This is a genomic window from uncultured Actinomyces sp., assembly GCF_963526355.1.
Classification (GTDB): domain Bacteria; phylum Actinomycetota; class Actinomycetes; order Actinomycetales; family Actinomycetaceae; genus Actinomyces.
Map to the genome: position 1 here is coordinate 1 of NZ_CAUROW010000037.1, position 21,158 is coordinate 21,158.

Genomic DNA, 21,158 nt, shown 5'->3' on the forward strand with positions numbered 1-21,158 from the left:
CCAGTCCCACCCCCAGCCAGTGGGTGAGCTGCTCGTAGCACTCCAGGGCGGCCGGATCCCCCTCGCGGGCGGCCGCGGTGACGGCCTTGCCGGAGATGTGCTCCGGGTCGCCGCCGGAGAGCTCAATGATGCGGGCTGCGTAGGCCGGGCGGAACTGCGCCAGCTCCCAGCCGTTGACGCCCAGGGCCGTGCCGGCGCTGTACCGCTCCAGGCAGCCGCGCAGGCCGCAGCCGCAGGGGCGCCCGCCGGGCACGACGGTGATGTGCCCGATCTCCCCGCCGAAGCCGGCCGCACCGCGCAGCAGGTGCCCGTCGACGATGATGGCTCCGCCCACTCCGGTGCCGATGGCCACGATGAGGGCGTTGCGCTTGCCTCGGGCCGCCCCGAAGCGGGCCTCGGCCCACCCGAAGGCGTTGGCGTCGTTCTCGACGACGACCGGCAGACCCACCCCTTCGGAGATGACGTCGCCGATCCGCATTCCCGTCCAGTCCAGATTGGTGCCGTGCGCCATCGTGTTGCGGTCGGAGGAGACGAATCCTGCCGCCCCGATGCCCACGGTGGCCGCCTCCGGGAAGTCCTCGCGCAGGCCCCGCACCACCGCCGTGATCGTGTCGATGATCGCCTGGCGGCTGAAGGCGGGCGAGTCGCGCCGGATTGTCCGAAGAACCTTCCCATCGTCGTCGACGACGCCGGCCGCGATCTTCGTCCCGCCGACGTCCACGCCAATGCTCAGTGCCATGCTCTCGCTCCCTGGTTATCCGGTAATAACGACTCTTGCTTACGTTGCCATGCGCGTCGCTGCTCAACCAGCGCCCGATGAGTCGAGGGCGAGTTGAATGGATGAAGAATAACGTCCTCCGGGCTGCCGTGGTGGCGAGTCGAGGGGACGAGGGGGACGAAACTGTCAGAGTGTCGGGGTCGCGGAGGCCTTGGAGGTACCGGACGTCTTGGCCTTGGCCGCCTGGCTGTTGATGACGGCCTTCAAGTAGCTCGCGTCCTTGTAGCCGCCGATGTAGGTCTCACCCACGATCATGAACGGGGTGCCCGTGATGCCGATCGAGTGGGCGTGATTCGTGGCCTCGGTGACGGTGGCAACGGTCTCGGCGGAGGTCATGTCGGTGCGGAACTGCTCGATGTTCGCCACCCCGGCCTTCTGGGCGAAAGTGACCAGAGAGTCCTCCGTGTACTCCGGGTGGCCCTGGGGGTCGGCGGCGGCGTAGACGGCGTCGTGGAACTCCCAGAACCTGCCCTGTTTGGCGGCGGCACGGCCGGCCTGGGCGGCCAGGGGTGAGGTGGGGCTGATCTGGGCCAGGTCGCGCCACTCGATGCGCAGAGTGCCCTGGTCCACCAGGTCGGCGAGCTCGGGCTCGACCTTCTGGGCGAGCTGGGTGCAGTAGGGGCACGCGAAGTCGGAGTAGATGACCATGACGACCGGGGCGTCGGCCTTGCCCTTGGCCTGGCCATCGGCGGGGTCGCGATGGGTCTCGGAGTGGATGAGTGCCAGGGTCTGCGCATCGGGGACCGGTGGTGCCGGTGTGGGTTCGGGGACCGTTGTGGCTGCGGCCGAGGCGGAGGTGGCCGCCTGGCTGGTGGCGGCAGTGCCTCGGTGGTGCCGGGAGGAGACATCGTGCAGCAGCAGCGCGGCGATGACGGCCAGGATGACAGCGATGACCACGAGGATGACCACGACGGTGCGGTTGCTCCTCGACTGACCCGGCGTCGACGGTGGAGAAGACGGCTGAACACTCATGGCAGGGAGTCTCTCAGAGGACCGCCTTCCTGCAACATCTCTGATGAAGCCTGTGGGGGCACGGTTCGTCACAGCCGTCTCAGAGGCGTCTCAGCGGCGGCCCCAACCTCACGAGGCGCTCACGGGCCGCTTACGGCGCGCTCACGAATGTCACCGAAGGTCATCGGCGTTGGACCGATGTCGTCGCACGCACTTCGACCGATTCTTCATAGACGACACGTATACGTGTCGTCTATGAAGAATCGGTCGAAATTGAGTCGGGATACCCGGTCCGGCGCAGTCCTAGCGCAGAGCGGTGCCGGCGGTCAGCCCCAGGCCGACGGCGCCCAGTGTCGCCGCCGTCATGAGGGCGGCATGGGTAAGGGCCGGGCCCCACCGGCCCGCCAGCAGCAGTCGTGCCCCCTCGACACAGGCCGTGGAGAAGGTCGAGTAGCCGCCCAGGAAGCCGGTTCCCAGGACGGACAGCGCCGCGGCCTCCCATGCTCCGGGTTTCGGCGTACCGCCAGCTCGGCCCACGAGCAGCCCCATGAGGAGGCAGGCCGTCACATTGACGACAATGGTGCCCCAGGGCATCCGCGGCGCCTGTGGGCCGTCGGAGCCGCGTCGCTCCACGATGAATGCTGACACGGCGGTGCTCGCACGGTTCACGTACGTGTCCACGAGCCAACGGCAGGCTGCCCCCGCTCCGCCGGCCAGCGCCAGGGGGAGCCAGTCGGTCAGCCGGTCCAGAAGCTCGGTGGCTCCGGTCCCACTCATGACGCCTCCCGGCGACGCAGCCTGCCGGCCAGCCACAGCCCGACGGCTGCCGCCGCGAGCCCGGAGACCATTGATCCCAGGAGGTAGGCAGCGCCGAGGGCCGGACGGCCGGTAGACCCGTCGGAGGCCAGGAGCCGGTGGCTCTCCAGGATGAAGGTCGAGTGCGTCGTCAGGCCGCCCAGCACCCCCGTGCCCAGGATCAGCCGCAGGCGGGGGCGCCGCTCGCCGAGCGACCCCAGCAGGAGTCCCAGGGCGAGGGCGCCGACGACGTTAATGGCCAGCGTTGTCGTCGGCAGGTGGCCGGGAGCGGCGGGCCAGGTCTGCTCAAGGGTGGCGCGCACCAGGGTGCCGGTACAGCCGCCCATGGCGACCAGGGTCAGTGAGCCGGCCACCGGGAGCGCCCGCCCGGCTACTGAGCCAGAGGGATTGGATGCCTGATCAGCGGCTGGTGCCGTGGGCGCCGACCCCGGATCGCGCCCGATCCCGATCTCAGGGTCTGTCTCGCAGGAGGCCTCAGCCATTGCGTTTGGCGATCTGGTAGCCGTTCTTGCTGTAGATGACGGTATAGGTCGCTCCTTGCTTGGAGTGCTGCTCGCCCCAGGCGGCGGCGTCTGTGGTGCTCCACTGGTTGCCTCCGCCGTTGCGGTTCATGACGATGTACTCCTTGTCGGGACCGCTTGTTCCCATCCAGGAGACCTCGGCCCGGGGAACCAGGTAGGCCAGCATCGACAGGTCGGTGACCACGGTGGCGCCCTCGGGGATGGAGGTGATGACCTCGCGGGCGGTGGCCACCCGCTTCGCCTCAGGATCATCCTTCTTGGTCTGGGCGTTGGGCGTGTTGAAGTTCTGGTCGGTGGCCTTCCACAGAGGCAGGTGCGGGCCGGTCAGGATACCGGTTGCCACCACCGTCACGATGCTCGCCGCGGTTACGTAGCGGCTCCGCAACGGCACCGTGAGCCAGGTGGGATAGGCGATCGGACGCCTGCGCGGCCAACCTCGACCGTCCTTGCCGCTCTTGCCGTCCTGACTGTCCCCTGACGCCTCTCCGGCGGTATCGGTCGGGGGCTCGTCGAGGGCCAGACCATCATTCCCCACCTCTTTGACGGGGCGGCCGTCCACATAGGCGCCGCGCGCGCGGCGCCTGGCGACGACGTCGAGCAGCGCCCCCATCGCGATGGGCATGAGGGTGACGTTGTAGTGCCAGTTGTCCCACACCCAGTAGAAGTCCACCGATCCCAGGAACCGCCAGGCCAGCGTGGGCAGGACCACGAGCAACCACGGCGAGGTCAGCCCGACGACGCCGCTGGTGAGGATCAGCATGACGACCACCTTGACCTTCTGGGTCAGGGCGTCGGGGGCGGCGGGCTTGTTGCCTGAGCCGAGCCCGTAGCCCCACACCCCGTCGGGGTGGAAAGCCGGCAGGAACACCAGAACGGAGAAGAGGAAGGCCGCAATCCCACCGACGATCATGCCCACGCCCAGTCGCAGCCCCCGTTTCCGGTTGCGGGCCTCGTCGGCGCTGTCAGCACCGGGGTCCCCGAGGGTGCAGCTGTGGTACCAGGCCGGGACCAGCGAGGTGAGGATGACGGCCACGCCGATCATGAGGACCGTCAGGCCCATGTCCTCCTTGACCAGGATCAGTGGCGCCGACCATGCCACCACCGCCACCCAGCGCCGCTCGACGAAGGCCACCGAGGCGAAGGCCAGCATCGGCATCGCGAAGGCGATCTCATGGAACTGCGCCGCCACGGCTCCCTGCATCCCCCAGGACAGGACGTAGACGAGCCCCAACGCTCCGCCCACCCACTGGTTCGTCAGCCGACTGGCCAGACGTGTCAGCGGCCAGGCCGAGACCGCCAGCAGCAGGTCCTGAGTGATGAGCAGGCTCAAGGGGGTGGGGAAGAGCCGCCAGATCGGCCCCAGCAGAACGAGGATCGGGTGGAAGTGGTCGCCCAGGAGGTTGAACCCGTCGCCCTTGACCGGAACGATCGGGGCCTGGAAGTGGGCGTAGTCCTTGGCCAGCTCGGAGAAGATCGCCAGGTCCCAGCTGGGAACCGGTTTCATCGTCTGCCACTGGACGAGCGAGTAGTAGATCATCACCCAGGCGCCGATGACGACGACGATCGCGGCCGGAATCGAGTGGCGGATCTGGTCCCTGAGGTTCACGGCGAGGTTCACGTCGCAGAGCCTACCCGTGTGAATCAGGGATGAACCTGGTACCGCTAGGCTCGTGGCGTCACCCACGATCAGGAGACGAGATGCCCCAGACCCCGCAGCCCGCCGAACCCACCCCGGTGGCCGAGTCCTCAGCGCCACATCAGCGCCCTGACCTCGAAGAACTGGCGGACCATGACGCCGAGCCCCAGCTCCAGCGTCACCTCACCAACCGTCACGTCCAGCTCATCGCCATCGGCGGGGCGATCGGAACCGGGCTGTTCATGGGATCGGGAAAGACGATCTCCTTGGCCGGTCCGGGCGTGTTCCTCGTCTACGCGATTATCGGCGCGGTCCTCTTCCTGGTCATGCGGGCCCTGGGCGAGGTGCTCCTGTCCAACCTGTCCTACAAGTCCTTCGCCGATGTCGCCCACGATCTCATCGGTCCGTGGGCCGGCTTCTTCGTGGGTTGGACCTACTACGTGTGCTGGTTGGTGACGGCCGTGGCCGAGGTCATCGTCATCACCGGATACGTGGGCTACTGGTGGCCGAGTCTGCCACTGTGGGTCACGCCGATGGTGACCGTGGCGCTGCTGTTCAGCCTCAACCTCGCCACCGTCAAGGCCTTCGGGGAGATTGAGTTCTGGTTCTCCATCATCAAGATCGTGGCCATCATGGCACTCGTCGTCGTCGGCGTCCTCATGGTGCTGCGCGGCTTCACGGCACCCAACGGGGCTCACGCCCAGATCTCCAATATCTGGAGCGGAGGCCTGTTCCCCAACGGTGCGAGCGGGTTCTTCGGGGCCTTCCAGATCGCCATCTTCGCGTTTGTGGGAACCGAGCTCGTGGGTACCGCCGCAGCCGAGGCCAAGGATCCGGAAGTCACCCTGCCCCGGGCCATCAACGCCATCCCGGTGCGCATCGTTCTGTTCTACCTGGGCGCGCTCGCGGCCATCATGGCCGTCACCCCATGGCGGGAGATCAATGCCGAGAAGAGCCCCTTCGTGGCCATGTTCGCCCTGGCGGGGCTGAGTGTGGCCGCGGGCGTCGTCAACTTCGTGGTGCTCACTGCCGCGGCGTCGTCGGCCAACTCCGGGGTGTACTCCACCTCCCGGATGCTGTTCGGCCTGTCCTTGGCGGACAACGCGCCCCACATCTTCCGCAGGCTGACGGCACGCTCGGTGCCGGGTGCCTCCCTCATTGTCACCTGCACCTTCCTGTTGACCTCGATCCCGTTGCTCTACACGTCCAAGTCCATCATCGAGGCCTTCACGACAGTGACGACGGTGGCCAGCGTCCTGTTCATCCTCGTGTGGTGCGTCATCGTGGCCTCCTACCTGCGCTTCGTCACCCTGCGGCCCGAGCTGCACGAGGCCAGCGCCTTCCGCCTGCCCGGTGAGCGCGCGGCGGCCTGGCTGTGCCTGGCCTTCTTCGTCTTCGTCATCTGGACCCTCACCCAGGCCCACGACACCCGCATCGCGGTCTTCGCCTCGCCCCTGTGGCTGGTGGCGCTGGGGGTGGCCTGGCTCGTCCACAGTCGTCGGCTCGTCAGGCAGCAGGAGCTCCAACCGTGAGCGTCTTCGGTGATGGGCGGAAGGCGGCTCCGACGTCGTCGGCCTGCCTGGAGGACCTGCTCGCCCAGGCGGTGGGCGCCGTCCGCCAGGCGGCGGCCTTCGCCCTGGACCCGGGCGAGGAGCTGCGCATCGAGGCCAAGGCTCACCGCAACGACCTGGTCACCCAGGTCGACCGCGGCGTCGAGGAGCGCATCGCCCACCACCTGGAGACCACCGGCATCCCCCTCCACGGCGAGGAGGCCCACCGCGTCGAGGACTTCGAGGCCTACCGGGGCCGGGCCTGGGTGCTCGATCCCATCGACGGGACTCTCAACTACGTGTCCACCCATCGCGACTGGGCCATCTCGCTGGCCCTGGTCGACGACGGCGTGCCCGTCCTCGCGGTTCTCGCCGACCCTGTGGCCGGCCGACTCTACACGGCGATCCGTGGCAGGGGCGCGCGGGTGGAACCGGTGAGTGCGGACGCTGCGGGCTCCGCCGGTGTCCTGTCGAGGGCTCTGGAGCCGGTGGATGACCTCCCTCTGAGCGAGGGAATGGTCATCGCCCACTACCAGCTCACTCAGCACGTGGGGATCGGTCGGGCCATCGAGGGCTCGCGTGGCATGCGCTGCTACGGGGCTGCCGCCCTGGAGATGGCGGAGGTGGCCGCGGGTGGTGCGGTGGTCTACGCCCAGCCGCTGCTCCAGCCCTGGGACGTTGCGGCCGCTGCGCTGCTGTGCGCCGAGACCGGTGTGGTTCTCACCCGGATGGACGGGTCGCCCTTCGACGTGCGTCGCGCCGGGTCGCTGCTCGTGGGCAGCCCCGCGGCCCACGCCGAGGTGCTGGAGTATCTCAGCCCTGACCGGTGCTAACCTTTGTAGCGGTCGTTTAGGTGTGAGGCGCTTGCCGCCACCCGAGAACCCTCGCGAAAGGTGCGCCATGTGAGGCAGGCACTCATCTTGCTGCTGATCTGCACCGCCAACTTCATGAACGTCCTGGACGTCACGGTCGTCTCCGTCGCGCTTCCCGACATGGGAGCCTCACTGGGCGCGTCGCTGAGCGAGCTCCAGTGGGTCGTCAACGCCTACACCCTGCCGCTGGGCACCCTCCTCATGTCGGCGGCGACACTGAGCGGATCGGTCGGGCGACTGCGCCTCTTCCGCTGGGGTGTCGCCCTGTTCACAGCCGGCTCCCTGGCCTGCGCGCTGGCGCCGTCGGTGGGTGTCCTGGACTGGAGCCGCTTCATCCAGGGGGTGGGCGGCGCGATCTTCCTGGGGGTCGGCATCCCCATGATCTCCGACCGCTACCCCGCCGGTCCCGCCCGAGCCCGGGCGATCGGGGTCTACGGGGCGGTCTCCGGTGCGGCCATCGCTCTGGGGCCGCTCATCGGCGGAGGACTCGTCCTGCTGGCGGGCTGGCGTGCGATCTTCTGGATCAACGTCCCGGTGGGCCTGGCGGTCTGGCTCGGGTCGCGCCGGGTCCCCAAGACCGGTGCCGACCAGGGCTCCGCTGCGGCAGACGCAGCAGCCAGGAAGGTCGACTGGCCGGGTACGGCACTGTGTGTCGCCATGACGGGGGCGCTCACGCTGGCGCTCCTCCAGGGCAACACGTGGGGGTGGACCTCGCCTGCGGTCGTCTCCCTGCTGGCCGGCGCGGCGGTGCTGTTCGGCGCCTTTTGCGTCGCCGAGAGACGATCGGCCGACCCCATGGTCGACGTCTCGATCCTCACTGAACCCATCTACGCCGGCAGTGTCATAGTCGGCTTCATCATCCAAGCGGCCCTCATCGGGCCGATGGCCTTCCTGTCCCTGTACGCGCAGAACATCTACCGACTCACCCCGGCCCAGACCGGACTGTGCTTCCTGCCCTTCAGCGCCGCCGCCCTCATCGTGGCCGCCACCTGCGGGGGAGCTGTCCGACGCCACGGGGCCAGGGCGAGCCTGCTGGGGATCGTGCTGGGAGGTGTCGTCGGCTCCTGCCTGCTCATGCTCCTGCGCGGGTCAAGCACCTGGCTGGTCCTCATTCCCGGTCTGATCCTGGCGGGGGCTGCCACCGGGGCCACCGGGACGATCGTCAACCAGCTGGCGGTCTCCTCGGCCGATGAGGGCACCGCCGGGATGACCTCGGGATTCTCCGCCGCCGCCCGCCAGCTCGGCATCGTCATGGGGGTCGCGGTCGTGGGCGTGAGCTACGAGCGCGTTATCCGGCGGGTGATGACCACGTCGCTGGAGATCGGCGTCCTGGGACGCGGGGCGGATCGGGAGCGCCTCATCTCCCTGGTGGCCTCCGGCAAGGGGTTGCGGGCGTTGGAGGGCTGGGCGGTCGGTATGCCGGCCGGAGCGCGCGCCCACCTGGCGTCGCTGGTCCGCGCCGCCATGGACGCGGGTCTCACCGTCAGCCTCGGGGTAGGAGCCGTGGCGATGCTCGCCGTCGCGATCTACCTGGCCCTGACCGTGCCCGGCCGGGGCCGCGGCTCCCGCGCGGTCGTACCTTAGGTGTACTGGTCGGGAGGGTTGGTTGAGGGGGTGTGATCTGAGTCTTTGAGGTGAGGAGAGCGCCTTGGGCTGGTTGAGTGGAGGTGTTGCAGCTTCCATCAGCCAGACTCGAAAGGTTCTCTCCTCATGTCTCACGCTAACGCAGCCTTGACCCCGCGTGCTCGCGTGAGGGTCGCCCGCCCGGTGGTCGAGGAGGGCTGGCCCGTCAGCGAGGTTGCTGCCCGGTTCCAGTGCTCATGGCCCACCGTCAAGCAGTGGGCCGACAGGTACAGGGCCGGCCACAGCCCATAACCGACCGCTCCAGCCGTCCGCGCTCGTGCCCCCACCGCCATACCCAAGGCGGTGGTCAAGCGGGTCGTCTCGCTGCGCATGCGCCTCGGGTGAGGCGCCCATCCAGCTCGCGGCCCGCACCGGGGTCGCGGCCTCGACCGTTCACCGCATCCTGCGAGCCGCGTACCTGAACCGCCTGTCGTCCACCGACCGGGCCACCGGTCAGGTCGTGCGCCGCTACGAGCGCCCCTACCCCGGTTATATCGTCCATGTCGGCGTCAAGAAGATCGGCAACATCCCTGACGGTGGTGGATGGCGCTACGTCGGTGCGCGCCAGGGCGCGCGCAACCGCGCCTCCACCCCCGGCAAGGCCCGTAGCCCGGCCAGCCGCAGACCGGTGATGGGCTACGCCTGCGTGCACTCGGTGATTGATGACTACTCCCGCGTGGTCTACAGCGAGATCCACGACGATGAGAAGGCGATACCGCTGTCGGCGTGCTCCAGCGCGCGGTGTCATGGTTCAGCGCACGAGGAGTCAGGGTAGAGCGAGTCCTGTCCGACAACGGTTCTGCCTACCGCTCCCAGGCCTGGCAAGCCGCCTGTCAGCAGCTGGGCATCAAGGCCAAGCACACCCGCCCCTACCGCCCCCAGACCAACGGCAAGATCGAGCGCTTCCACCGCACCCTGGCCGACGGCTGGGCCTACGCCCGCCACTACACCTCCGAGACCCAACGCCGCCAGGCCCTACCCGCATGGCTGCACCTCTACAATCACCACCGACCCCACACCGCCACCCAAGGCCACCCACCCATCACCCGCCTAACCAACCTCCCCGATCAGTACAGCTAGGCGTCCAGGCTGATCCGCTCTCCGTCGCGGGAGACGTTGACCGCGGCCACGCGACGGGCGTTGGCGGCCTGAGCCTCGGCGTCGGGCAGCTGGGCCGGTTGGGTTGCCCGGTTGGCGACGCCCCAGGGTGCTGATGACGGCGCCGGCTGTGGCGCAGGGCGGCGGCCTTGAGCGTCGCGTTGAGCTCGTCGGTCTTGGCACTGATCCAGTGCTGGTCCACCTTGGTGACGCTCTGGCAACGGCTCTGGAGGAGCCTGCCGGAACCGCCCTGCTCGGGGAACAGGTGCGGGTAGCCGACAGCGACGACCGTCGCATTAGGAGCGTGCGAGCCGATGTCGGTCATGATCGACTTGTAGCTGTAGACGCCGTCCTGCGCTGTCTTGCCGGCCAGGGTGTCCAGGGCGCCCTCGACCGCCTTGGTGACATCCTCATCGCTGCTGCAGCCGGCCGACGAGAGGAAGCCCTACTCATCGTCTCTACGGGGTCCGCGCCCCCGTCCCAGCGACACGCCACCCCTGTCAACGCTCAGCCACCCTCACCCACCGACTTTGCCGACCCCTGATGCCTACCCCAACCGACAACGTCGGCCAGCAGACCATCAGCCAACCCCGGCCAGCAACCGCCGACGCCAGATAAACCAGCCTCCACAAAACCCAGAGCTTGACACTACGTGAGGCACCGAGTCTCCTTCACGGGTATTCCTGATGAGTCTCGTCGCCCCCTACCGTTCGTAATATTTTCGAGGTATCATTGTCGTGCAACGGCAAGCATGACGTCATGTCCGACTTGAAGCACCCAACCAAGGTAGGAGACCCCCGTGCGATTCATGAAGCGAAGCCTTGTCAAGATTGCGGCCATCGGCTCAGTTTCTATTATTGGGGGGCTAGCGTTCGCGTCGCCCGTGTCAGCGAACTCGTTCGGTCCCACCGACTACGGGACATATGGCAAGGCGAAGGTGAGTTATGACGATTATAACAACTTGCTCTGTGTAGGATCTACCAATCCGAGCGGGACGCTGTTCTATTTCGGACCACGCGATAGGAAGCCTGGACCAAGTTCGTTTAGCGATATCAAGAATGGTGAAACAAGATGTTTCAGCCTTGCAGAGGCTGAAGAGGACACACCTTACCACTATAACGTATTCGATGTGCAGCGCATGCTGTGGGGAGGGGCTATAGATGCGCATTTCGATAGTTGAATCGTGGGCTGAAGTAATGGTATCAACTGAAGTTATAGCATACTTACAACAAAACCGCAGTCGTCAGATCTCAGTGAACTATCTCTGAGGTTTATTCATAGGGGTTTTATCGGTAATTGCGTGTCGCTGAGCGAGGCGGCGGCCTGCTCCTGAGAGAATCCTTGGTGTTGAAGCCAATCAATCAGGAGACAGACCACCATGACGAATAGTAGCACGAGAATTCCCCGCCGTGAGGTCCTGGACCTGTGCGAGACCATTTACGCTCAGAATCCCGACCTGCCGGTACTCGGAGCCAGGGTGCTGGGCCTGTTCCTGTGCGTGCGCCTGACCCTGACCTACCTAAGACGCAACCCGTGCCAGGAGCTGCTCGCCGAGTTCTACGGCATCTGGCAGCCCACCGCCTCACGAGTCATCGGCGCTTACACGCCCCTGATCGCCGCCGCCCTGAACAGCAACGTTCCCACGGTGGAGGACCTGGACCCCAGCGTGCAGCTGATCGTGGACGGCACCCTCCTGGAGTGCTGGTCCTGGAAGGACCATCCCGAGCTGTACTCCGGCAGGCACAGGACCACCGGGCTCAACGTCCAGGTCGCCTGCACCCAGTCAGGGACCCTGGCGTGGGTGTCCGACCCCCAGGACGGGTGCACGCACGATGTCGAGGCCCTGCGCCGCTCCGGCCTGCTCGACGTGCTGGCCGTCGACCTGCCGGAAGGGGCCTCACCGCCGCAGCATATCGAAGACAAGGGCTACATCGGGCTGGGCATGATCACCCCGAAGAGAAAACCTGCGAACCTGCCTCTCCATCCCGACGACAAGGCCTGTAACAGGACAGTCAACCAGGTCCGCTACACGATCGAGAGAGTCATCGCGAACATCAAGACCTGGAGAGTCCTGCACACCGGCTACAGAAGACCACTGGAAACCTTCCCGGAAACCATCACCGCAGTCCTCGGACTCATATTCACATACACCCCATGAATAAGCCTCAAAGCCTCCTGACACCGTTCGGCAAAACTCAGAAACAGCCTCAGGACCGTTAAGAATCTCAAGAGGATCCACCTTCACAGCTCCGACGAGATCCCCATCGAGCACGTCTGAAAAAAACCAAGGACAGTATCAGTAACCACCAGAGAGCCACATTTACCCAAACCCGATAAACATTCGAGACCTTGAGGCTTATTCACAGGGCAAGACAAAGAGCCCCTGACCTGGGCAAACGTGGTTGATTGACGTGTCTGTGAATACCCCTCCTTCATCCAGTCAAAGGAGTTCCCCTAACGACTCACAAAATGACCTCGTTCTAAAAACCGCTATACATCATCAACCGCATTTTCGACTACGATTTCGACCACCTACCAATCACACCAAACCAAGGAAAACTCGTCAAAGACCGCCATACTACTGCGAGCGAAAATTCAATATATTATTTGCTTTTATGTTATAATGAAGCCGGCGTAACTGGTTCTGGAGCGCCGAGGCTTATAGTTTGACAAGGAGATCAAAATGTTCGGATTCGCCGCGATTACCTCAGAGGGTCTAGCAGATAATAAGATCGAAAATACTTCCTTCTTGAAACTTGGAAGTCTTTCCTTCGGAAGCGTCGAGGCATATATTGGTATAACCAGAAATGTTAAACCTTCTTTTACTCCCGAATCAGAACGTGATGCCGAATACTTGCTCGCACGTGTCGCGACTATGTCCTGCAATTATCGAGACAAAGGTATATTGTTGATGAATCTCGAACAGGGCAAGTCCTTTGCGCCTTTCGGGTCGGAGTTTTGCGCGATAGTAGAATGCGTGGGAAGTTCTGTGAGCGAGTTTTCCCCTGGCGACCGTATTATGTGTGACTGCGCATTCCCAGTACCGCCCGCGCCGGGAACATCTCCAGGCGTACCGACAAACTTTGTTTCTCAGGGATGGCTTCGATTACATCAAGCGAAAGTCATTAGAGTTCCAGATAGCATGTCAGATGAGCAGGCTGCTAGTTTTTCATTGGGTTCACAGACAGCAATGGCACTGATTCGAAGGTCTGGCGTTCTTTTCTCTGGCGGAAATGTTGCCGTACTGAGCGCTCGATCGACAACCTCGTTATTTGTGATCAGGCTACTTATCCAACATGGGTTTATTCCAACCTGTTTCACAACCTCAGAATGGTCACGAGAAGAGATCGAAAATATAAGTCCCGCTACTGTCGTACGTGTTACTCAAGAAAATTCGTTGGGTGATCTTTTTGACTCAGCGTTCACACATGTAATCGACCCATACTGCGACATGAACATTCTAAAGGCAACTCAAATTCTCAAGACTGACGGCACATACGTTACATGTGGTTTCGTGAATCAACATCCAGAAATGTATACCAAAATGTCGGCGGAGAAGTATGGTAAGGAAGTACTAGAGGCGCTCCAGATCTGCATAATTAAAAATTTGCAGATCATCGGGAACTGTTTGGGCGACCGGGATGATCTCAGACGTGCAGTGCACCTCTTTGAGGCTACCAGAGTCGGACCTTTAATTGATGAAGTCTATGCATACAATGACGTGGTCAAATATCTTAATCGAAGTTTTTTCGACAGCAGTAGACTAGGAAAATGCGTAGTTCGAATGCCTGAGATTGGCAAGTGATATTGCGAAGCTGTAGGGAGTTGTTCATCAAGGGCTGGCGCGACAGGGCGGTTGTGGTGGAGGATGGCATGGCGGTGTGAGCTCGCTGGTGACGGGGCGGATTTAAACGTCTTCATCGTCACCGTGCGGGGCATGCCGCACCAACACACCAGACCCGTTAGAGAACAGACAACCAACCGACCCCCTGCAGAACATCCCCGGACTCCGTACCCACAACCGGGTACAATCCGGTAATCTTCGCCACGAAGCTGCTCGTCTCCTGGTCATACACAGAGCTGGACAATACGCATTATTTTAGGAAAAGGAGCATCTTGAGGGTTATTCACAGTCACGACGATCGTTTGTTTTTGCCCAGGTCAGAGGCTGTTTGCCTCGCCCTGTGAATAAGCCTCCTCCCCCCACTTTCACCGCCCCAACACATGAAAACTCGAGGCTAGTATGGGAGATGTTTTGCCTTCATTTACCGTCATATGTCCGACTTGGAATCGTAGTTCCGCACTGCGGTCGACTATCGATTCCGTGCTCGCCCAGGAGTTTGAAGATTTTGAACTAATAATTGCGTCCGACGGATCGACCGACGATACCGATGCTGTTGCCAGCGAGTACGCAAGATTTGACCGTAGGGTGCACGTGCACCGTAGTGAACACTATGGTTTTCAAGCTGGACCGACTAATGAAGTTCTGGCCACGACCGAGAGTCGCTGGGTTGCCTACATTGACCACGACGACAAATGGAGCCCGCATCACCTGTCTACGTTGCGCATGCTCCTACTGCAGGGAGCCGACTTTGCGGCAGTGCGAGCAACAAAAATCAGCCTTAACGGCGCCTTACTTTCGCGTGCCCATCCGGTCTCGCTCCTCTGGCATCCTGTAGTTCAGGTATTAAACCCTCTCTTTGAGAATTCTTGTGTCGCGCACCGGCGAGATGTGCTCCAATATTCCGGTGGATGGCGCGAAAGCGAGATCGGCCTGGAAGACTGGGATCTTTGGTTGCGGATGGCAGACGCTGGCGTTCGAGTGGCCACAACTCTTACCTCTACGGCGTTTATCGTCGAACGTCCCGATTCACGCCAGCATACGCTTCGGCAGTGCCATGTACACCGCCTTGCTGTGTTTGACGACCCCCGCGCTGCCCGGAGTGCCGTGCGTCGTCTAACTGACCAGCGTCGCTACGCTGAAGCTATGGACGCCTGCCTTGCCGATCTCGCTGCCTGCTATCGACGTCTCACTGATATCCATGAACTGGTGTATCCTGAAGGCTGGGCCTACTCTGACGGGGTACCTGACGTAGTTATACGTACACATCTCAAGGAAGCTGGCCATCGATGGATCCCCCCGCTTGTAATTCCCTCCAATGAAGGATGGACGGTGGGACTCCCCATCGCTGTGATGACAACGGAACACGCACGCCGCTACGAGAGGACATTTCAAAAGGAAATGATAAGACAACAGAAGTTTTTTTCTGAAGTTCTTGGTGGTCAACCACCGTATGACGAGTCGAACGGGGTAGTGTCGTGACTGCTTGTTGTAGGTGCCGCATCTGCGGTGGAAACGCACAGCAATTCCTTGATCTTGGACGTCAGCCATTGTCCAACACCTTCCGTGCGCCTGACACGACCGACTCGGAGTATTCATTTACACTCAAAGTCTGTCGATGCGATAATTGCGGAATGGTGCAACTGGTCGACGAAGTGCCGCGCGACGAGATGTTTACGGCACATTATCCTTTCTTCACATCATCGTCGACGCACATGACGGAGCACTTCACTCGAACAGCGCATCGCCTATGTGAACAATACTGTTCTGACGTTGACCCGTTCGTGATTGAGATCGGCGCCAACGACGGAACGATGCTTTCCACTTTTGCCAAGGCGGGCATACGTCATCTCGGCGTCGACCCAGCCGGGATCCCTGGAGAGCGTGCGGCTGAGCGCGGAGTCTTAATGCTGCACGACTTCTTCGAACAACGCACCGCCGTGACAATTCGCGCCGAACATGGGCCGGCGGACCTCGTTTTCGCCGCTAACACCTTGTGTCATATACCATACCTAGATGACGTTTTCCGTGGTATCGATACCGTGCTATCGAATAGCGGTGTTTTCATTTTTGAAGACCCCTATATTGGTGATATTATATCTCGTACAGCTTTTGACCAGATTTACGATGAGCATTTCTATTTTTTCTCGGCTACCACTGTAGACCTTATGGCACATAATTGGGGTTTCGAACTTATCGATATAGACCGTTTTGGTGTACATGGCGGTGAGGTACGATATACCCTTGCGCGCAAAGGCCGGCGCGCAAGGAAAGATGCGGTGGATATGCATATTCGACATGAGTTGGCGCTTGGCCTCGGGACGTTCGATGTGTTTGCTGCCTTTGCTGATCGCGTGCGCGACCGTCGCGATCGGCTTGTTGATATGCTCTACAGCTTGACTTCAAGCGGCAAGAGCATAGCCGGATACGCTGCCACAGCGAAAAGTGCGACACTCCTGAATTACTGCGGAATTGGCCCCAACCTTCTTCCAGTCATTTACGACACGACTCCCGAAAAACAAGGACTGTTAACGCCTGGCTCGCATATCCCGGTAGCCGCATTCCCCGGTCCCGACGACAAACTGCCTGATGTCTACCTTCTACTAGCGTGGAACCATGCTGAGGAGATTATTACGAAGGAGGACACCTTCAGAAAGAGTGGCGGCCGATGGCTGCATTATGTACCTGATGTCATGTTGAAATGATATTTGTACTAATCTGGAAGTCATTAAAGATGTGCATTGAGGTTTTCTCACCGGAGGGAGGCGCTGGTGGCCTGAGTGCTGGGATGGCGGGGATGTGTTGATAGGGCCGAGATGGGGTGTGTCGGACCTCAGGGGGGCGGCAAAGTCTGGAGTGCGTGGTGTTTCTCGGACTGGGGGAGTTTTTCTTCCCCTGAGTCGATAGGATGGAGACCATGCCAGCAGCGAAGTACTCAGACGAGCTCGACCCAGGTCCTACGTGAGGTGGTCCGTGAAGCAGGGGGTCGGTAAGAGCGAGCACTGGGCCACGGCCCTGGATCGGGACGGGCGGAAGTGTCAAGCCCCGGGTTTTGTGGTGGCTGGTTGTGGTTATTCCTGGCGGTGGTGGTCGTGGTTGGTGTCTGGGGTCCAGGCGGCCTCGTACTCGGCGGGGGTACGCATGCCGATGGCGGACTGAGGCCGGATGGTGCCCGTACCAGTGGACCCACTCGGCGGTGGCGACCACGGGCGGCGTCGATGTCCTCCCAAGGTCCCTGGTTGCGGATCAGCTCTGCCTTGTACAGCGAGTTGAGTGCCTCGGCCAGGGCGAAGCCGAAAGGGACCCTACTGATGCGACGGCGTCGCAGTCTGATAGGGCCTGCCCGTAGCGGATGGACCGGTACTGCACGCCGCGGTTGCAAGTGGTGCACCAGGCCCGTCAGGTCCTCCCCTGTTCGTTTTCGTTGCCAGATAGCCATTTTCAGGGCGCCGCCTGACTCATGACGCTTAGTGTGCCGGGGGTGGGGTGCTCAGGGCGGTGAGGATGTCGTTGGCGGTGTCGGTCAGACGTGGTGCGGCTGCGAGGTGGTGGCCGTTGAGGTTGATGGTAACTTCCTGCAGGCTGCGTAGCTCGCGCACGATCCTGGCGATGCTGATCCCGGTGGCGTCCTGGATGTAGCCCTGACTCCTGACGCCTTAGTGTCCTGAGGGCTTGAGGGATGTGAGGATTCCGGCTGCGGTCTGGGTGAGCTGGGGCTGAGCAGTGATTCGGTGGCCGTTGAGGTTGATGGTGACCTCCTGCAGGCGGCGTAGCTCGCGCACGATCCTGGCGATGCTGAATACCGGTGGCCTCCTGGAGGTAGCGGGCTACGGCCAGCGCGGTCATGACCACGGTCAGGTAAGCCTCAATGGCGTCACGGGTGTGGTGGAAGACGGGGCGGGCTCTCAGGTCGTGCTTGCTCATCCGGAAGGACTGCCCGGGCGTGCCACAGCTCGTGGTAGGAGGAGACGACCTCACCGGCATCCATCAGATGCGCGGGGATGTTGGTGACGTGGCCCTTGAGGCCCACCAGGGACCTGGCTCTGGCGATGGAGGCCTCATCCAGGGTGGCCTCACCAGCTTGGACGGCGACGAAACGGGTGCCCTTAGGACGCTTCTCGCCGGCAATGACGGCCCTGGCCCTGTTCTCCTGAGCGGTTAGGGTCTGGTTGTCCCGGGCCGCGCGCTTCTTGGAGTAGGCCCATACCGCCCTCCACGAGCCCGGATGGGTGACCGGGTCCCATACCGGCTCGACCTTGAGACTCTTATGCCGCTCGCTCCTTGAGCCCCTTTCTGGGGGTGATGGTGTCGATGACCTGGCCGTCAGTGAAGGCGTCGCCTTCCCAGTGGAAGTGGGCCTCAAGGTCGCCTGGGGCGCGGACCTGGCGGGCGCCGACGATGAACCGCATCCGGGCGTCGTCCAGGGCCGTCAGGTTGGTGGCCGAGAGCATGCCGGCGTCGGCGACGATGACGAGCTCCTCGATGCCGTGGGCGGCTTGGAAGGCCTCCACGATGGGGATGATCGTGGTGGTCTCAGCCTTGTTCCCCTCCCAGCAGCCGACCTGGAGAGGGAAACCATGACGGTCAACCAGCAGGCCCACGATGATCTGGGGGTCGACCCGCCTGTCCTTGGAATAACCCACCCGCCTCAGATCATCCTCACGCTCGGCCTCAAAGTAGAGCGTGGTGACGTCGTACAGGCACAGGGCCAGACCCCCACTGGCGGTGACGTGCTCGAACAGGGCCTGGGAGATCGCCTCACGGTAGCCCCGCTGCCCGCAGCGCCCCAGGGAGCGGAACAAGGTCCGCACGCTGACCGGCTCCAGCCCCAGATCACCCAGGACACGGGGAACCTGGGCCTTGGAAGACGGCTCGATCAAGCGCGCCAGAACCATCTGCTCAAACGCCCGATCACCCCCGGTGGCGTCCCCCAGTCCCAGGCGGGTGTAGACCTCGTGCAGGACGTCCCACAAAAGGCCCGAGCGCTTGGTCTCCACCGTGGGGTCCACCAGGCCGGTGCGTCCAGGCGCTGGTTCCAGGGACTCCAGGTCCAGCAGCCCCTGACCCTGCCGGGCGGCGATCTTCTGCCGCCCGACCTCCAGCAGGGCCGCCACCTCGGTCTCATCGTGGGCTGAGCCCAGGTGCTCCACGATCCGGCGCACACCGCCCTCCTTGACCGCAATCTGCACCGCCGTAGCCCCCGACGCGGTCCTGACCTTACGCACAAACGGGCTCACACCATCACACCATACGGGCTCTTAGTGCCCCACTACCAGACCACCGACTCCGTAATACCAACGAAAACTTGCACCAACCCACCCACTGGACTGCTGGGTGTTTTTCGGGCAGTGCTTGTTTGTGTTTCAGGCTGCCTTAGTTAAGTCCGGGAGCTCGCGTTCGACCTCGTTCGGGGTGCGGTATCCCAGGGCTGAGTGAAGGCGGACATGATTGTATCTCAGCTCGATCCCCGAGGCAATATCACTGACCGCTTTATCCTTCGTGGGGTACACCATTCGGTGGACCCTCTCATTCTTGAGCGTGGCGTTGAATGACTCCGCCCACGCATTGTCCCAGCACACCCCCGTACGTCCCACCGAGGGACGAATCTCATAACCCTTGAGGTGATCCAAGAACCTCTGAGACGTGTACTGAGGGGTATTCACAGACACGTCAATCAACCACGTTTGCCCAGGTCAGGGGCTCTTTGTCTTGCCCTGTGAATAAGCCTCACTGACTACCTCGGTCCGAATGAAAGACTGTCACACCCCTCTCAACCGGGCACCTGCGTACCGCCATGTCAATGGCCTGGCACACCAGGGAGGTACGCATGCGGTCGGCCATCGCGTAACCCACGACCTTCTTGGTGCAGCAGTCCAGAACGGTCGCAAGATAGATAAACCCAGCCCACGTCCTGACATAGGAGGGGGCACCTCCCGCTTGCGGGGGAATATCCCCACACAGCTTCCTGCCGGGCTCATCTGCGGTGAAGTCCCGCCCGAGCAGGTCCGGCCGTTCACCCAGGTCCTGGGCCGGCACGGTGGTTCGGACTTTCGCCCGTGGCTGCGCAGCCTTCAGCCCCAGGTCACGCATGATGGCGCGGATCGTGGCCCCGTCGGCCCGCACACCGCGCCGCTCCAGGACCACCTGGATTCGTCGGTACCCGTAGGTACCATCGGAGTCCTCAAATACATCCCTCACCATCACAGCCAGTTCTTTTCTCCTGACCATGGTCTGCGACTGGGGCCGGTCGCGCCAGGAGTAGTACCCTGATTTTGATACCCTGGACCACCGGCACATCGAGGAGATGGGATAATGGCCTTCTTCGCGGTTGATCAGCTCGTAGCGCTCGGTCACGGTCGTTCCTTGGCAAGCCAGGCGGCTGCTTTTTTCAGGAACTCATTCTCCTGACGCAGCTCACGGACCTCCGCTCTCAGCTTCGCTATCTCAGTCGACTCGGAGGCCTTCTTGCGGTCCTGGTCGGTGGCGTGCTCCTTCCTGTACCTGGCGACCCAGTTACCTACCGTCTGGGGGACAAGGTCATACGACGAGGCGACCGAGGAGATGGTGCGTTCCTTCTCGATGACTTCACGCACCACCTGCGCCGAGCTCCTCGGAGTATCTCGCTGCTGGCATGGTATCCATCCTATCGACTCAAGGGAAGAAAAACTCCCCCAGTCCGAGAAACACCACGCACCCCACACAACCCACCAAGGTGTCATGAGTCAGGTGGCGTCCTGGATGTAGCGGGCTACGGCCAGGGAGGCCATCACTACGGTCGGGTGAGCCTCGATCGCGTCTCGGGTGTGGTGGAAGACCGGTCGGGCCCTCAGGTCGTGCTTGCTCATCCGGAAAGAGGCCTCGACGTGCCACAGCTCGTGATACGAAGAGACGACCTCACCGGCGCCCATCAGGCGGGACGGGATGTTGGTGACGTAGCCCTTGAGACCCACCAGGGAACGGGCTCTGGCGATGGACGCCTCATCAAGGACCTGATCGCCTTGATGGACGGTGACAAAACGCGTGCCCTTAGGATGCTTCTGGCCGGCGATGACAGCCCGGGCGCGATTGGCCTGAGCTGTGAGGGTCTGGTTGTCCCGGGCCGCTCGCTTCTTGGAGTAGGCCCACACCGCTCTCCACGAGCCCGGATGGGTGTGCGGGTCCCACACCGGCTCACGACGACTGCTGATGTCGCGCTGGCTCCTGGAGCCCCTCCTGGGGGTGATGGTGTCGATCAGCTGCCCATCGGTGAAGGCGTCCCCGACCCAGTGGAAGTAGGCCTCAAGGTCGCCTGGGGCCCGGGTAGTGCGGGCCCCGACGATGAACCGCAGCCTCGCCTCATCCAGGGCCGCCAGGTTGGTGGCCGAGAGCATACCGGCGCCCGGCGACCACCACGAGATCGGCGATGCCGTGGGCGGCCTGGAAGGCCTCCACGATGGGGATGATCGTGGAGGTCTCAGCCTTATTTCCTTCCC

At 62.9% G+C, this 21,158-nt stretch carries 18 protein-coding genes and 3 pseudogenes; 10 read left to right on the forward strand and 11 right to left on the reverse strand.

The window, feature by feature from the left end; genetic code table 11:
* From RWR81_RS08445 to RWR81_RS08465, 5 genes are all read right to left on the reverse strand, one after another.
* Positions 1-739 (reverse strand): ROK family protein (locus tag RWR81_RS08445; RefSeq protein WP_314456793.1); only part of this gene is annotated, 739 nt, incomplete at its 3' end.
* A 165-nt stretch (positions 740-904) separates the two neighbouring features.
* A complete protein-coding gene (locus RWR81_RS08450) occupies positions 905-1,750 on the reverse strand; it encodes a thioredoxin domain-containing protein (protein WP_314456795.1) in 846 nt (281 codons plus the stop codon).
* 282 nt (positions 1,751-2,032) lie between these two features.
* On the reverse strand, positions 2,033-2,506 hold the full coding sequence (locus RWR81_RS08455; RefSeq protein WP_314456797.1) for a CrcB family protein: 474 nt from the start codon (positions 2,504-2,506) through the stop codon (positions 2,033-2,035).
* Positions 2,503-3,027 (reverse strand): CrcB family protein, encoded by a 525-nt coding sequence (locus RWR81_RS08460; RefSeq protein WP_314456799.1) that lies wholly within the window; start codon positions 3,025-3,027, stop codon positions 2,503-2,505. Before RWR81_RS08460 ends, RWR81_RS08455 begins: the two co-directional genes overlap by 4 nt.
* A complete protein-coding gene (locus RWR81_RS08465; RefSeq protein WP_314456800.1) occupies positions 3,020-4,684 on the reverse strand; it encodes a DUF2079 domain-containing protein in 1,665 nt (554 codons plus the stop codon). Before RWR81_RS08465 ends, RWR81_RS08460 begins: the two co-directional genes overlap by 8 nt.
* 80 nt (positions 4,685-4,764) lie before the next feature.
* Between RWR81_RS08465 and RWR81_RS08470 the strand changes: the two genes are divergently transcribed.
* The 10 genes and pseudogenes from RWR81_RS08470 (at position 4,765) to RWR81_RS08515 (ending at position 16,391) form a co-directional block, all read left to right on the forward strand.
* Positions 4,765-6,234 carry an amino acid permease gene (locus tag RWR81_RS08470; protein WP_314456802.1) on the forward strand — a complete coding sequence of 490 codons (1,470 nt, stop codon included), beginning with the start codon at positions 4,765-4,767 and terminating at the stop codon, positions 6,232-6,234.
* Positions 6,231-7,085 (forward strand): inositol monophosphatase, encoded by an 855-nt coding sequence (locus tag RWR81_RS08475; protein ID WP_314456803.1) that lies wholly within the window; start codon positions 6,231-6,233, stop codon positions 7,083-7,085. Before RWR81_RS08470 ends, RWR81_RS08475 begins: the two co-directional genes overlap by 4 nt.
* A gap of 69 nt (positions 7,086-7,154) precedes the next feature.
* The gene (locus RWR81_RS08480; protein WP_314456805.1) at positions 7,155-8,708 is read left to right on the forward strand and encodes an MFS transporter; all 1,554 of its coding nucleotides are present in this window, start codon (positions 7,155-7,157) and stop codon (positions 8,706-8,708) included.
* Between the two features lie 126 nt (positions 8,709-8,834).
* A pseudogene (locus tag RWR81_RS08485) lies at positions 8,835-9,827 on the forward strand (IS481 family transposase).
* Between the two features lie 133 nt (positions 9,828-9,960).
* Positions 9,961-10,389, forward strand: coding sequence for a hypothetical protein (locus RWR81_RS08490; protein WP_314456807.1), 429 nt, complete (start codon positions 9,961-9,963; stop codon positions 10,387-10,389).
* Between the two features lie 255 nt (positions 10,390-10,644).
* Entirely contained in the window at positions 10,645-11,025 is a 381-nt protein-coding gene (locus RWR81_RS08495) for a hypothetical protein (protein WP_399498266.1), read from the forward strand.
* Positions 11,026-11,223: 198 nt separating this feature from the next.
* Complete coding sequence (locus RWR81_RS08500) at positions 11,224-12,003, forward strand: transposase family protein (RefSeq protein WP_399498267.1); 780 nt, start codon at positions 11,224-11,226, stop codon at positions 12,001-12,003.
* A gap of 525 nt (positions 12,004-12,528) precedes the next feature.
* Complete coding sequence (locus RWR81_RS08505) at positions 12,529-13,650, forward strand: medium chain dehydrogenase/reductase family protein (RefSeq protein WP_314456809.1); 1,122 nt, start codon at positions 12,529-12,531, stop codon at positions 13,648-13,650.
* Between the two features lie 438 nt (positions 13,651-14,088).
* Entirely contained in the window at positions 14,089-15,168 is a 1,080-nt protein-coding gene (locus RWR81_RS08510; protein WP_314456811.1) for a glycosyltransferase family A protein, read from the forward strand.
* Positions 15,165-16,391, forward strand: a complete 1,227-nt coding sequence (locus RWR81_RS08515) for a class I SAM-dependent methyltransferase (RefSeq protein ID WP_314456813.1) — start codon at positions 15,165-15,167, stop codon at positions 16,389-16,391. The genes RWR81_RS08510 and RWR81_RS08515 overlap by 4 nt, the downstream gene beginning before the upstream one ends.
* A gap of 762 nt (positions 16,392-17,153) precedes the next feature.
* On the opposite strand, the gene RWR81_RS08520 is transcribed toward RWR81_RS08515, so the two are convergent.
* From RWR81_RS08520 to RWR81_RS08555, 6 genes and pseudogenes are all read right to left on the reverse strand, one after another.
* Positions 17,154-17,285: a hypothetical protein gene (locus RWR81_RS08520; protein WP_314456815.1), complete on the reverse strand. Its 132-nt coding sequence runs from the start codon at positions 17,283-17,285 to the stop codon at positions 17,154-17,156.
* A 57-nt stretch (positions 17,286-17,342) separates the two neighbouring features.
* Positions 17,343-18,923 (reverse strand): annotated as a pseudogene (locus tag RWR81_RS13670) (IS1634 family transposase).
* Between the two features lie 126 nt (positions 18,924-19,049).
* The gene (locus tag RWR81_RS08540) at positions 19,050-19,355 is read right to left on the reverse strand and encodes an integrase core domain-containing protein (RefSeq protein ID WP_314456823.1); all 306 of its coding nucleotides are present in this window, start codon (positions 19,353-19,355) and stop codon (positions 19,050-19,052) included.
* Positions 19,356-19,413: 58 nt separating this feature from the next.
* Positions 19,414-20,040: an IS3 family transposase gene (locus tag RWR81_RS08545; protein WP_314456825.1), complete on the reverse strand. Its 627-nt coding sequence runs from the start codon at positions 20,038-20,040 to the stop codon at positions 19,414-19,416.
* Positions 20,037-20,405, reverse strand: coding sequence for a transposase (locus RWR81_RS08550; RefSeq protein ID WP_314456827.1), 369 nt, complete (start codon positions 20,403-20,405; stop codon positions 20,037-20,039). The genes RWR81_RS08545 and RWR81_RS08550 overlap by 4 nt, the downstream gene beginning before the upstream one ends.
* Positions 20,406-20,411: 6 nt before the next feature.
* Positions 20,412-21,158: pseudogene (locus RWR81_RS08555) on the reverse strand (IS1634 family transposase); the annotation flags it as partial.